At 63.6% G+C, this 15,892-nt stretch carries 1 pseudogene; it reads left to right on the top strand.

From position 1 onward, the window contains the following. Nucleotides 1–91 precede the first annotated feature (91 nt). Nucleotides 92–15,847 (top strand): annotated as a pseudogene (locus tag USG84_RS05055) (Ig-like domain-containing protein); the annotation flags it as partial. Nucleotides 15,848–15,892: the final 45 nt, after the last annotated feature.

The following is a 15,892-nucleotide window of genomic DNA, read 5'->3' on the forward strand; positions in this document are numbered from 1 at the left end:
TCTGAAAATAATGGGTGTTTTTTCCCAGGGATAGCTACATCCGTCTGGTGGATATATCCACAGGGATCCGTACACCTGCAAGGAGAGGAATATGAGTAACGTAAAGGTTGTTGATGTCATCATTCGCAAAACGGCGGAGAAAACGAAATTAACCGGCGAAGGAAATCTGTCGGTCTCAATTTCATCGCCGAGCGTGATTGAAATTCAGGGCTCTGCTCAGGACGTGGTGCGTTATGTCCGCCAGGGTAAAGACCTTCTCATTTATATGAAGGACGGCAGCGTTATTCGCTGCAATAACTATTTTGTTGAAGATCCTGAAACCCAACATCAGTCAGAGCTGGTGTTCAACGACGGGCAGGAACTGACTCATCTCTCTTTTGCCGATGCCGGGGAAGCGTCAGGCGTTGCCGTGACTGAATTAACCGCGCAGGCCACACCCATTAGCAGTATTGAACCTTTCCTGGAGCAGGGAAGCGTCCTGAGCGATGCGCCGTGGGGCTGGATTGCAGGGGCGGCGTTAGGCGGCGGCGCTATCGGCGCACTGCTGGCCCACGGCGGTGACGGCGAAACCAAAACGAAAGTTATTGATAACACCAAAGAAGTGGAAAGCGCCACGCCGACCTTCCTGCTGTCGGACAAGGTGGGCGACAAGCAGGGAGTACTGAGCGCAAACGCCCTCACGGACGATAACGCGCCGACCTTTAGCGGTACCGGTCAGCCGGGCGCGACCATCCAGATTAAAGACGGCAGCGGCAGCACCATCGCCAGCGCGATGGTCGGTAAAGACGGCACCTGGACGGTAAAACTCCCGACCCAGGCCGACGGGGAGCACACCTGGTCAGTCGTGCAGATCGACGGCAGTAAAACCACGTCCGCGGGCAACATCACCGTGACCGTTTCCACGGCCGAGGCCACGCTTGCGCTGGCGACAACGGCGGGTGACAACGTGATTAACGCCAGCGAGCAGTCCGCGGGCTTTACGCTGTCCGGCAGCAGCCAGCATCTGGCGCAGGGAACCGACGTTTCCGTAACGCTGAACGGTAAAACCTACACCGCCCAGGTGGGGGCAGACGGCGCGTGGAGCGTTAACGTGCCTGCGGCAGACGCGCAGGCGCTCAGCGACGGCACCTGGACCGTCAGCGTCAGCGGCAAAGACGCGGCGGGTAACACCGTGAGCGGAAGCCAGACGATCGGCGTGGATACCGCTGCGCCAACGCTCTCCGTCGACACGCTCGCGCAGGACAACATCATTAATGCCGCTGAGCACAACCAGCCGCTGACGCTGAGTGGTAAAACCAACGCGGAAGCCGGGCAGATTGTGACGGTGACGCTGAACGGTAAAAATTATAACGCCACGGTGGGCGGCGACGGCACCTGGTCCGTCACGCTGGCGGCCAGCGAGGTGCAGGCCCTCAGTGAAGGTAACCACACCCTGACGGTGAACGTCAGCGACAAAGCGGGCAACGGCGCGTCCGTGACCGCAGATTTCACGGTGGATACCCAGGCGCCGGTCGTCACCATCGACACCGTCGCGGGTGACAATATCCTGAACACCAGCGAGCAGGGCCAGGCGCAGATTATTTCCGGGCAGGCGAGCGGCGCGGCGGCAGGGGATGTCGTCACCGTGACCGTTGGCGGCCAGACCTTCACCGGCGTCGTACAGGCAGACGGCAGCTGGAGCGTGGGCGTTCCTGCTTCCGTCGTCGGCACGCTGGGTGAGGGCAACCACACCATTGCCGTCTCCGTCACCGACGCAGCGGGGAACACCGGTAGCGCCACGCACGGCATTGCGCTGAGCGGCAACCCGCCGGAATTCACGATTGACGCCATCAGCCAGGACAACGTGCTGAATGCCCGGGAGGCGATGCAGCCGCTGAACCTGACCGGAACCAGCAACCTGCCGGACGGCAGCGCCGTTACCGTGACGCTGAACAACGTCAACTATCAGGCTACCGTCGAAAACGGTATCTGGGCGGTCCAGGTGCCGGTGTCCGACGTCCTGAATCTGGCGAACACCCTTTACACCGTCAGCGTCAGCGGCACCGACAGCGTGGGCAACAGCGGCTCTGCCGGGGCGACGCTGCTGGTGGATACCGTTCTTCCGCAGGTTATTATCAACACCTTTGCGGGCGACAACCTGGTCAATAACGCCGAAGCGGGCGTGGACCAAACCCTCAGCGGCCGCGTTACCGGCGCGGCGGCGGGCGATACGGTGTCCGTTACCGTCGGCGGTAAGAGCTACAGCGCCACGGTGGGCAGCGATCTGACCTGGAACGTCACGATCCCGTCAGCGGATCTTCAGGCGTTCGGCGACGGGGATTTAACCTTTACCGCCTCCGTGACCAACGGGCACGGTAATACCGGCACCGGCGAGCGCGATATCAATATCAACGCGGAACTGCCGGGTCTGCGCGTAAACACCATTTCCGGCGATGACGTGATCAACGCCATCGAGCAGCAGCAGGATCTGACCGTCACCGGTGCCAGCACCCATCTGGCCGCGGGTACGCCGATTGTCGTCACCATCAACAACGTCGAATATAACGCCGTGGTTACAGCCAGCGGCGGCTGGAGCATTGGCGTTCCTGCTGCGGACCTGCAGGCCTGGACGGCGGGAGGTATGACGGTGAGCGTCAGCGCGAAAGATGCCTGGGGCAACACCGTTGCGGCGGAACACCCGATTGAACTCGATCTCAACGCCGTGGCGGTCACCATTGATACCGTCTCCGGCGATGACCTGCTGAACGCGGCAGAAAAAGGGACCGATTTAACCCTTTCCGGCCAGACGCAGGGCGTTGAGGCGGGGCAAACCGTGGTGGTGAAATTTGCCGACCAGACCTTTACCGCCCAGGTGCAGCAGGATGGCTCCTGGAGCCTGACCGTGCCTGCCAGCGCCATGGAAACCCTGATTGACGGGCGCGCGCAGGTGAGCGTCAGCGTCACCAACGTCAGCGGCAACAGTGCCGACGCGTCGCGCGTGGTCACGGTGGATACGCAGCCTCCGGCGATTACGCTCGATAACCTGACCAACGACAACATCATCAACGCGGCGGAAGCGCAGCAGGAATTAGCGTTAAGCGGCAGCAGCACGGCGGAACCCGGCCAGACGGTCACCGTGACCCTTAACGGCAAAACTTATCAAACCACGGTTCAGGCGGACGGTACCTGGCAGCTGAGCGTGCCTGCGGCCGACGTGGGGGCGCTGGCAGACGGCATTGTCACCGTGACGGCAACCGTCAGCGACGTGGCGGGCAACGCCAGCAGCGCGGACCGCGTTGGGCTGGTGGACGCGACCGTGCCGCAGGTGACCATTAACGACTTTGTCACCGCCACCAACACCGTGAACCAGCTCGCCCATTCACAGGCGCAGATCCTGAGCGGCTCCGTGACCGGAGCGGCAGCGGGCGATCTTGTCACCATCACCATCAACAGCGTGGATTACACCACCGTGGTGGATGCATCAGGCAACTGGAGCCTCGGCCTGCCCGCGTCGGTCGTGCAGGGGCTAACTGACGGCACCTGGACAATCGACGTCTCCGTGACCGACAGGTCCGGCAACACCGGCAGCCATTCACTGGACGTGGTGGTGAATACCGTGACGCCAGCCATCGGCATTAACACGCTGGCAGCGGATGACGTGATTAACGCCGTCGAGAAAGGCGAAGATCTGCAGATCGCCGGCACCAGCAACCAGCCTGCCGGTACCACCATCACCGTGACCCTGAACGGCATTAACTACACGACGACAACCGATGATAGCGGCAGCTGGAGCGTTACCGTACCGGCGGCTGCGGTCGGCGCGCTGGGCGAAGCGAATTACACCGTGACGGCGAACGTGACCGACAGCGTGGGCAACAGCGCCTCTGCGAGCCACGACGTGCTGGTGGACAGCTCGCTGCCGGTTGTCACGATCGACGCGCTGGCGGGCGATAATACCGTTAACGCGGCAGAAGTGGCGGCAGGCCAGACCCTGACCGGCAAGGTCGCTAACGCGGCGGAAGGTGACACTGTCACCATTATTCTGGGCGGAGAGACCTTTACCGCTACCGTGCAGGACGATCTCTCCTGGAGCCTGCCGTTAACCCAGAGCCAGCTCACCGCGCTTGGCAACGGGGATTTGACCGTTTCAGCCAGCGTCACCAACGCGCACGGCAATACCGGCTCGTCTTCGCTGGACTTCACCATCGACGCCCAGCTTCCGGGCCTGCGTATTGATACCGTGGCGGGCGACGACGTCATTAACGTCATAGAGCACGCTCAGAACCTGATTGTCTCGGGCTCAAGCACCGATCTGGCGGCGGGCAGCACCGTCACGGTGACCATTAACGGCAAGGTCTATTCCGCAACCGTGCTGGCGGACGGCACCTGGCAGGCGGCGGTACCGGCAGCGGACGTGTCCCAGTGGGCGGACGGTTCGCTGGATATCAAGGCAAGCGCGCAGGATCCTTCCGGCAACCCGGTGACTATCGGCACCGTCGTGGACGTCGATCTCGCGCCGGTCGCCGTCAGCATCAACAGCGTGACCGCGGACAACGTGCTCAACGCGGTGGAAAAAGGCCAGGATCTGGTGCTGTCCGGCACCTCATCTAACGTAGAAGCGGGCCAGACCGTCACCATCACCTTTGCGGGTAAAACCTATACCACGACGGTGGACGCCAGCGGCGACTGGAAGTACACCGTCCCGGCCGCCGATTTGAGCGGCCTTAAAGACGGCGACGCCAGCGTGCAGGTGAGCGTGAGCAACGTGAACGGCAACGCGGCGTCGTCTGCGCAGGAATTCAGCGTCGATACCGCCGCGCCAACGGTGACCATCAACGCCATCAGCGGCGATAATATGCTGAACGCGGCAGAGGCGGCGCAGGATCTGACCCTGAGCGGCACCTCTACTGCCGAAGCGGGCCAGACGGTCAGCGTGACCTTCAACGGCAAGCAGTACGCCGCGCAGGTGCAGGCCGACGGCAGCTGGACGCTGGACGTGCCGGCAGCCGATCTGGCGGGTATCGCCGACGGTAACGCCACGGTCACGGCTTCCGTATCCGACAAAGCCGGCAACCCGGCCAGCGCGGATGCCTCCGTGCTGGTGGATACCACCGTGCCGCAGATTAGCTTTAACATCGTCGCGGGCGACGACATCGTAAATATTGCCGAGCACGGCCAGGCGCTGATCGTCTCCGGCAAGGTTACGGGCGCGCAGGCGGGTGACGTGATTACCGTCACCCTGAACGGAAAAGACTACACCGCGATGCTGGACGCGTCCGGAAGCTGGAGCGTGGGCGTTCCGGCGGCAGACGTGGGCGCGTTGGCTAACGGCGACCAGACGATTTCCGCAACCCTCACCGATAAAGCGGGTAATAACACCACCGCCACGCATGAATTCGACGTCTCCCTGACCGCGCCGGTGATTGCCATCAGTACCCTGGCGGTTGACGACGTGATTAACGCGGTCGAGAAAGGTCAGGATCTGCAGATTTCGGGCACCAGCAACCAGCCGGAAGGTACAGCCATTACGGTGACCCTGAACGGCATCAGCTATACCGCCACCGCCGACGCCAGCGGCAGCTGGAGCGTCACCGTTCCGGCGGCGAACGTCTCGGCCCTGGGCGAAGCGAGCTACGCCGTGACGGCAGGCGTGACCGACGCCGCGGGCAACAGCGCGAGCGCCAGCCACAGCGTGCTGGTTGACAGCGCGCTGCCGCAGGTGACCATCAACCCTGTCGCCACGGACGATGTCATTAACGCGGCGGAAGTGGCTTCCGGGCAGACCCTGAGCGGGAAAGTGAGCGGCGCGGCGATCGGTGACGCTGTCACTATTTCAGTCGGCGGCAATACTTACACCGCGACGGTTCAGGACGATCTGAGCTGGTCGGTCAACGTGCCGTCCGCGGTATTAACCGCTATCGGTAACGGCGATCTGACGGTGTCAGCCAGCGTCACCAACGGCCACGGCAACACCGGCTTCGGCGAGCGAGAAATCGTTATAGACGCCAATCTGCCGGGCCTGCGCGTCGATACCGTGGCGGGCGACGACGTGATCAACAGCATTGAGCATGCGCAGAACCTGATTATCACCGGCTCCAGCGACGGGCTGGCGGCGGGCGCGGCGTTAACAGTAACCGTCAACGGCAAAACCTACGCGGCCACGGTGCTGGCAGACGGTACCTGGACGGCGGCCATCCCGGCGGCAGACGTCAGCGCGCTCGGCGCAGGCACGGTGACCGTGAAGGTCGAGGGAAATAGCGCGGCGGGCAACCCGGTCTCCATCAGCCACGACGTGAAGGTGGATCTGGCGGCGGTCGCGATTAGTATTGACGCCATTGCTACCGACGACGTGATTAACGCGGCGGAGAAAGGCGCGGACCTCGTGCTGTCCGGCTCCACCACCAACGTGGAAGAAAACCAGACCGTATACATCACCTTCGGCGGCAAGTCTTACTCGGCGAAAGTTGATGCCGATGGCAACTGGACGGCGACCGTGCCGTCTGCCGATTTGGGCAGTCTGAAAGATGGCGACGCGAGCGTGCAGGTGAGCGTCACCAACGTGAACGGCAACAGCGCCTCGGCGGGGCGTGAGTACAGCGTGGACGCCACCGCGCCGACGGTCTCCATCGAAATCGTCAGCGACAACAACATCATCAATGCGGCCGACGCGCAGCAGGATCTGATCGTCAACGGCATCTCTAACGCCGAAGCGGGCCAGACCGTGACCGTAACCCTGAACGGCAAAGAGTACACCACCACCGTGCAGGCTGGCGGCAGCTGGAGCGTGACCGTACCTTCTGCGGATGTCGGCACGATTACCGACGGCAGCTACACCATCAGCGCGGCGGTCTCCGATAAGGCGGGCAACCCGGCTTCGGCGGGTCGCGACGTGCTGGTCGATACCACCGTTCCACAGCTGACCATTAACACCGTTTCCGACGACGACGTGATCAACAGCGCCGAGCACGCGCAGGCCCTGATTGTCACCGGTTCCGCGACCGGCGCGGCGGCGGGCGACGTGGTTACCGTTACCCTCAATAACAAATCCTACACCGCCACCCTGGACGCCTCCGGCAACTGGAGCGTGGGCGTGCCTGCGGCAGACGTTACCGCGCTGGCCGCCGGGGATTACACCATCACCGCCGCGCTGACCGATAAGGCGGGCAACAGCAACAGCGCCACGCACGGCGTGGAGGTGAACCTGACCGCGCCGGTGCTGACCATCGACACCGTTTCCGGTGACGACGCGATCAACAATACCGAGAAAACGCAGGATCTGACGATCTCCGGTACGGCATCCGGCCTGGCCACAGGCGCGGTGGTGACCGTGATGCTGAACGGCAGGGCGTACAGCGCGCAGGTGGACGATAACGGAAAATGGACCACCACCGTTCCGGCGAGCGAAGTCGGTCAACTGGGCGAGGCGCTTTACACCGTCACCGCGTCAGCAACGGACGGCGTGGGCAACAGCACCAGCGCGTCGCACACCGTAAACGTCGAGTCCGTTCTGCCGGGGGTGATTATCAACGCCGTCGCGGGTGACGACGTCATCAACGCGGCGGAGCTGGCTGCCGGCCAGACCATCAGCGGTAAGGTAGTGAACGCCGAGGCGGGCAACACCGTGACCGTGACGATTGGCGGCAACAGCTACACCGCAACGGTGCAGAGCGATCTGACCTGGTCCGTTACCGTGCCGGAATCTGCGCTGACGGCGCTGGGCAACGGCGATCTGACCGTGTCAGCGACCGTCACCAACGGCGTGGGCAATACCGGGGAGGGCGAGCGCGAAATCGTTATAGACGCTAACCTGCCGGGCCTGCGCGTGAACACCGTAGCGGGCGACGACGTGATCAACAGCATCGAACATACTCAAAACCTGATTATCACCGGCTCCAGCGACGGCCTGGCAGCGGGCACGACGCTGACCGTGACCGTAAACAGCAAAACCTATCCGGCCACCGTTCTGGCCGACGGCACATGGAGCGCGGCCATTCCGGCAGCAGACGTCAGCGCGCTGAACGCGGGCACGGTCACCGTGACCGTCACGGGCCAGAGCAGCGCCGGTAACCCGGTCTCCATCAGCCACGATGTGACGGTGGATCTGGCAAGCGTTGCCATCAGCATTGACGCCATCGCCACCGACGACGTGATTAACGCGGCCGAGAAGGGCGCGGATCTGCTGCTCTCCGGCACCACTAGCAACGTGGAAGAAAACCAGACAGTCACTATCATCTTCGGCGGCAAGAGCTATACCGCGACGGTAGACGCCGACGGCAAATGGACCGCCACGGTGCCAGCGGCCGATCTGGCGCTTTTGAAAGACGGCGACGCCAGCGTGCAGGTGAGCGTCACTAACGTGAACGGCAACAGCGCCTCGGCGGGTCGCGAGTACGGCGTGGATGCGACCGCGCCGTCCGTGACCATCAACACCCTGGCGACGGACGACATTCTGAACGCGACGGAGGCGAAAGCCGATCTGATCGTGTCCGGCACCAGCACCGCCGAAGCGGGCCAGACGGTGACCGTGTCGCTGAACGGCAAAGACTACACCACCACCGCAGGCGCGGACGGCAGCTGGACGCTGAACGTCCCGGCGGCGGATCTGGCTGGGTTAACCGACGGCAGCGTCACCGTCACCGCATCGGTAAGCGATAAAGCGGGTAACCCGGCGTCCGTGGATCGCAACCTGACGGTGGACGTGACCGTTCCTGCGGTGACTATCAACACCGTGGCGGGCGACGATGTCATTAACATCGCAGAACACGGCCAGGCGCAAATCATCAGCGGCACCGCCACCGGCGCGGCAGCGGGTGATAAGGTCACCGTCACGATTGGCGGCCAGACTTATACCACCGTGCTGGACGCGGCGGGCAACTGGAGCGTGGGCGTACCGGCGAGCGTGATTTCCGGCCTCAGCGACGGCTCCGTGACCGTCACGGCGTCAGTCACCGATGCCGCAGGCAATACCGGCACCGGCAGCCATAACGTGACCGTCGATACCGGTCTGCCATCGGTCAGTTTTAACGCCATCAGCGATGACAACGTCCTGAACGCCGTTGAAAAAGGCCAGGATCTGAGCGTCAGCGGCACCAGCGCCAACCTCGCGGAAGGCACCGTGGTGACCGTAACCCTCAATGGTAAAAACTACACGGCGACGACCGCGGCAGACGGTACCTGGAGCCTGACGGTTCCGGCGTCCGATCTGGCCGGTCTCGGCCAGGCCAATTACACCCTGAACGCGACCGCCACTAACGGCGTGGGCAACAGCGTCAGCAACACCGCGAACCTGCTGGTGGACACCGCGCTGCCGAGCGTAACCATCAATACCGTGGCGGGCGATAACGTGATTAACGCGGCGGAAGTGGCCGCGGGCCAGACCGTGAGCGGTACCGTGGCGAATGCCGAAGCGGGCAACACGGTAACCGTGACCATTGGCGGCAACAGCTACACCGCAACGGTGCAGAACGATCTGACCTGGTCCGTGAACGTGCCGTCTGACGAGCTGACGGCGCTGGGCAACGGCAGCCTGAGCGTGACGGCAACCGTCACCAACGGCCACGGCAACACCGGTTCCGGCGAGCGCGAGATCGCCATCGACGCCAGCCTGCCGGGCCTGCGCGTCGATACCGTGGCGGGCGACAACGTAATTAACAGCATCGAGCACGGACAGAACCTGATCGTCACCGGCTCCAGCGACGGGCTGGCGGCAGGCACGGCGCTGACCGTCAACGTCAACGGCAAAGACTATGCGGCGACGGTGCTGGCGGACGGCACCTGGAGCGCGGCGATCCCGTCCACTGACGTGAGCGCGTGGCCGGAAGGCACCGTGAAAATCAGCGTCACTGGCAACAGTTCAGCGGGTAACCCGATTACCATCAGCCACGACGTGACGGTGGATCTGGCGACCGTTGCCATCAGCATCAACGCGATTGCCGCCGACGACGTGATTAACGCGGCGGAGAAGGGGGCGGATCTGGTGCTGTCCGGGGCGACCACCAACGTGGAAGCCGGGCAGACCGTGACCATCAGCCTGAACGGTAAAATCTACACCACCACCGTGGGCGATGGCGGCAGCTGGACATACACCGTACCGTCTGCCGATTTGGGCAGCCTGAAGGACGGCGACGCCAGCGTGCAGGTGAGCGTCACCAACGTCAACGGCAACAGCGCCTCGGCGGGCCGCGAGTACAGCGTGGATGCCACCGCGCCGTCCGTGACCATCAACGCCCTGGCGACGGACGATATTCTTAATGCCGCCGAAGCGAAGAGCGATCTGACCGTGTCCGGCACCAGCACCGCCGAAGCGGGCCAGACCGTGACCGTGTCGCTGAACGGCAAAGACTACACCACCACCGCAGGCGCGGACGGCAGCTGGACGCTGAACGTCCCGGCGGCGGACCTGGCGGCGCTCGGCGACGGCAGCGTCACCGTGACGGCAAGCGTCAGCGATAAAGCGGGTAACCCGGCGTCGGTCGATCGCAACCTGACGGTGGACGTGACCGTGCCTGCGGTGACCATCAACACCGTGGCGGGCGACGACGTGATTAACATTGCTGAGCACGCGCAGGCGCAGATCGTCAGCGGCACCGCCACCGGCGCGGCGGCGGGCGATACCGTCACCGTCACCATTGGCGGCCAGACGTACACCACCGTGCTGGATGCGGCGGGCAACTGGAGCGTCGGCGTGCCGGCGAGCGTGATTTCCGCCCTGCAGGACGGCACCGTGACCGTCACGGCGTCAGTCACCGATGCCGCAGGCAATACCGGCACCGGCAGCCATAACGTCACCGTGGATACCGGGCTGCCGTCCGTGGGCTTTAACGCCATCAGCGGCGATAACGTCTTAAACGCGGTGGAAAAAGGCCAGGATCTTAGCATCAGCGGCACCAGCGCCAACCTCGCGGAAGGCACAGTGATAACAGTGACGCTGAACGGTAAAAACTTCGCGGCCACCACGGCGGCAGACGGCAGCTGGAGCCTGACGGTTCCGGCGGCGGATCTCGCGAGCCTGGGCGAAGCGAACTACACCCTGAGCGCCATCGCCACCAACGGCGTGGGCAACAGCGTGAGCAGCGCCGCGAACCTGCTGGTCGACACCGCGCTGCCGACCGTCACCATCAACACCGTGGCGGGCGATAACGTGATTAACGCGGCGGAAGTGGCCGCGGGCCAGACCATCAGCGGTAAGGTGGCGAACGCGGAAGCGGGCAATACCGTCACCCTCTCCATTGGCGGCAACAGCTACACCGCGACGGTACAGAACGATCTGACCTGGTCCGTGAGCGTGCCGGAGTCCGTCCTGACCGCGCTGGGCAACGGCGATTTGACCGTGTCGGCGAGCGTCACCAACGGCCACGGCAACACCGGCGCGGGCGAGCGCGAAATCGTTATAGACGCCAGCCTGCCGGGTCTGCGCATTGATACCGTGGCGGGCGACGATGTCATCAACAGCATTGAGCATGGGCAGAACCTGATCGTCACCGGCTCCAGCGACGGGCTGGCGGCGGGCACCACGCTCACCGTCACCGTGAACGGCAAAACCTATGCGGCCTCCGTGCTGGCGGACGGCACCTGGAGCGCGGCGATCCCGGCCGCGGACGTGGGGGCCCTGGCTGCGGGCACGGTGACCGTGACCGTTGCTGGCCAGAGCGCGGCGGGCAACCCGGTGACCATTAGCCACGACGTGACCGTCGATCTCTCAGCGGTCGCCGTAAGCATCGATGCGATTGCCACCGACGACGTGGTTAACGCGGCGGAGAAAGGCGCGGATCTGGTGCTCTCGGGCAGCACCTCGAACGTGGAGGAAAACCAGACCGTCACGATCGCTTTCGGCGGCAAAACCTACACCGCGAAAGTGGATGCTGACGGTAACTGGACGGCCACCGTGCCTTCCGCGGATCTCGCGGGCCTGAAGGACGGTGACGCCAGCGTGCAGGTGAGCGTCACCAACGCGCACGGCAACAGCGCGTCGGCAGGCCGCGAGTACAGCGTGGATGCGACCGCGCCGTCCGTGACTATTGATACGGTGGCTGGCGATAACGTGATTAACGGCAGCGAAGCGGCTGCGGGGGTGGCCATCTCCGGCACCACCACGGCGGAAGCCGGGCAGACGGTCACCGTGACGCTGGGCGGCAAGAGCTATACCGCGCAGGTGCAGCAGGGCGGTATCTGGAGCGTCAACGTGCCGGGCACCGACCTCTCCGCACTGGCGGATAACGGCTACACCGTGCAGGCCAGCGTGAGCGACGCCGCGGGTAACCCGGGCAGCGCGGGCAAAGCGATTACGCTTGATACCACGCCGCCGTCCGTCAGCTTTAACGCCGTGGCGGGCGATGACGTCATCAACAGCGTGGAGCACGGGCAGGCGCAGATCGTCAGCGGTACGGCAACCGGCGCGAGCGTCGGCGATAAGCTGGTCATCACCATCGGTTCGAACCAGTACACCACCACCGTTGACGCCAGCGGCAACTGGAGCGTGGGCGTTCCGGCCAGCGTGATTTCTGCCCTGACCGACGGCTCCGTGACCATTAGCGCGACCATTACCGACGGCGCGGGCAACAGCAGCACCCAGACCCACGATGTGGTGGTGAACACCGCCTCCGTGGCGCTGACGGTGAACACCGTTAGCGGTGACGACGTCATCAACGCGGCAGAGGCGGGCAGTTCGCTGGTGATTAACGGCTCCAGCGCCCAGTTTGCCAACGGGACGCAGGTCACCGTGACGCTGAACGGCAAGACCTATACGGCCACCATCCAGAATGACGGCAGCTGGACGACCACCGTTCCGGCCGCCGACGTGGGTGCCCTGGCGGATGGCGCGAGCTATCAGGTATCCGTGTCGGCGCAGGACAGCGCGGGCAACAGCGCCTCGGCGACGCACGGCATCAGCGTGGATACCACCGCACCGGTCGTGAGCATTGCGACGCTGTCGGGTGACGACATGCTGAACGCGCTGGAAGCGCAGCAGCCGCTGACGGTACACGGATCTTCCAGCGCGGAGGCGGGCCAGACCGTCACCGTGACGCTGGGCGGCAAAACCTACACTGCGCTTGTCGGCAGCGACGGCACCTGGACGCTCGACGTGCCGGCGGCAGATCTGGCTATCCTGAGCCAGGGGGCGCTGACGGTCACCGCGTCGGTCAACGACAAAGCCGGTAACGGCGGCCAGACCACGCATACCTTAACGGTGGATACCGTCGCGCCAACCGTCACCATCAGCACCGTGGCCGATGACGATATCGTTAACAACGCGGAGCAGCTGGCGGGTCAGACCATCAGCGGTACCACCACCGCGGAACAGGGCCAGACGGTGACCGTCTCCTTCAACGGGCATAGCTATCAGGCGACCGTCGGGGCGGACGGATCGTGGTCGGTCTTCGTGCCGGGCCGTGATTTCCTCGGCCTGAGCGACGGGGATTACACCATCACCGCGTCGGTGAGCGATAAGGCGGGCAACCCGGGCAGCGCAACGCACGACGTGACGCTGAACGGCGATGTCCCAACCATCGCGATAAACACCTTTGCGCAGGACAATATCGTCAACGCCGCCGAGCACGGCACGCCGCTGGTCGTCAGCGGCACCACCGACGCGCCTGCGGGCCAGACGGTGACGATTACGCTGAACGGCAAATCCTACGCGGCGACCGTGCAGAATGACGGCACCTGGAGCTACACGATGGGCAGCGCAGACGTCACCGCGCTGGCAGACGGCGGTTCCTACGTGATTAACGCGCAGGTCAGCAACGCCATCGGCAACAGCAGCAGCGATAACCACACCGTCACCGTGGATCTCACCGCGCCGTCGATGGGCATCAGCATTGATTCGCTGCAAAACGATACCGGCCTGAGCGCGAGTGATTTCATCACCAACGACGCTCAGGTAGTGGTTAACGGCTCGCTGACCGCGCAGCTCGGCAATAACGAGAAGGCGCAGATCAGCCTCGACGGCGGCACCACCTGGATTGACCTGACCGTGACCGGGACCACCTGGCGCTACACCGACGGCCGTACCCTGACGGACGGTACGTATCAGTACCAGGTGCGTGTAATCGATAACGCCGGAAACGTGGGGGCTACGGACAGCCAGGACGTGGTGATTGACCTGACGAAGCCTGCGGCGACGACCATTACCGTGGATTCCGTCACCCAGGATACCGGCCTGTCCGGGAGCGACTTTATCACCAGCGACAACCAGATCAGCCTGAAAGGGACGCTCGGCGCGGCGCTGGGCAGCGGCGACCACGCGCAGATCAGCCTCGACGGCGGGGTCACCTGGACCGACGTCAGTGTCAGCGGCCTGAGCTGGACCTACGTGGACGGTCGTACGCTGCCCGACGGAGACTACAACTACCAGATGCGCGTGATTGACGACGCGGGCAATATCAGCGCCACCGCCAGCCAGATAGTGACGATTGATACGGTTGCGCCGGACGCCAGCAAAAGCATCACCATCGACAGCATCAGCGACGATACCGGCCTGAGCAGCAGCGACTTTATCACTAACGATACGTCCCTGACGCTGCACGGCTCGCTCGGCGCGACGCTGGCGGACGGCGAGTATGTCCAGATCAGCCTCGACGGCGGCGTCACCTGGCAGAACGCGATCGTCACCGGCAGCAGCTGGTACTACGTGGACGGTCGTACGCTGGGTAACCAGACCTATGACTACTACGTGCGCGTGGTGGATGCGGCGGGCAACGTGGGGGCCAGCGCCCATCAGCAGGTGACCGTCGATACGGTCGCCCCGGATGCGGCAATTACGGTGACCGTGGATAACATCACCGTGGATACCGGCTTCGACAATAACGACTTCCTGACCAGTTCGACCTCGTACACGCTGCACGGAACGCTCGGTGCAGAACTCGGCGCGGGTGAGTTCGTTCAGGTAAGCATGGACGGCGGCAGCACCTGGGTGTACGCCACAGTGAGCGGTACGCAGTGGAGCTACGGCGATACGCGTACCCTGACCGACGGCAGCTACAGCTATCAGGTCCGTGTCATTGACCAGGCGGGCAACGTCGGGGCAACTACGTCGCAGGCGGTGACGGTGGATACCCAGGCGCCGCAGTACGGCGTCACCATCGACAGCATCAGCGAAGATACCGGCCAGTCCGGCAGTGATTTCATCACCATGGACACCACGCTGACCATCAACGGTTCGCTGGGTAGCGCGCTGGCAAGCGACGAGCGCGTGCAGATCAGCCTCGACGGTGGGAATACCTGGCTCGATACCACGGTCACCAACCTGCGCTGGAGCTACACCGATACCCGCGATCTGCCTGACGGAGACTACACCTACCAGGTGCGGATTATCGACCAGGCGGGCAACGTCGGCTCCACCGCCTCCCAGGTGGTGACGGTGGACACCACGCCGCCGACAACGGTGGGGACGGTCGTGAGCTATACCGACGTTGAAGGAGAGCGCCAGGGCACCTTCGGCAGCGCGGTGGCAACGGACGATAACGCGCCGCTGATTAGCGGGACGCTTAACCGTGCGCCGGAAAGTGGCGAGATTGTGCAGCTGTATCGTGACGGTGTACTGCTGGGACAGGTGACGATGAACGGCGCTGCCAGCTGGTATTTCCAGGACAGCGGTCTGAACGACGGTAATCACACCTATACGCTGCGTGTGACCGATCTGGCAGGGAACTTCACCGATTCAGATGATTTCGTGCTGAAAGTGGATACGAGCATCCCGACCACCACGGTGAGCATTAACCCTGAGACTACGACGGACATCACCCCGATCCTGAGTGGTCAGGTATCGGCGGGACTGACCAACGGCGAGTACGTGGTTATCACCGTGAACGATAAGACCTATACCTCAGAGCCCGGCGGTGCGGTCGTGGTCGATCCGGATAATAACACATGGTATTTGCAGCTTCCGGACGGCGATGCGCTGAGCGTGAAGAAT

Source organism: Enterobacter sp. 168J2, from assembly GCF_034107265.1.
In the GTDB taxonomy this organism is placed as follows: Bacteria; Pseudomonadota; Gammaproteobacteria; order Enterobacterales; family Enterobacteriaceae; genus Enterobacter; species Enterobacter nematophilus.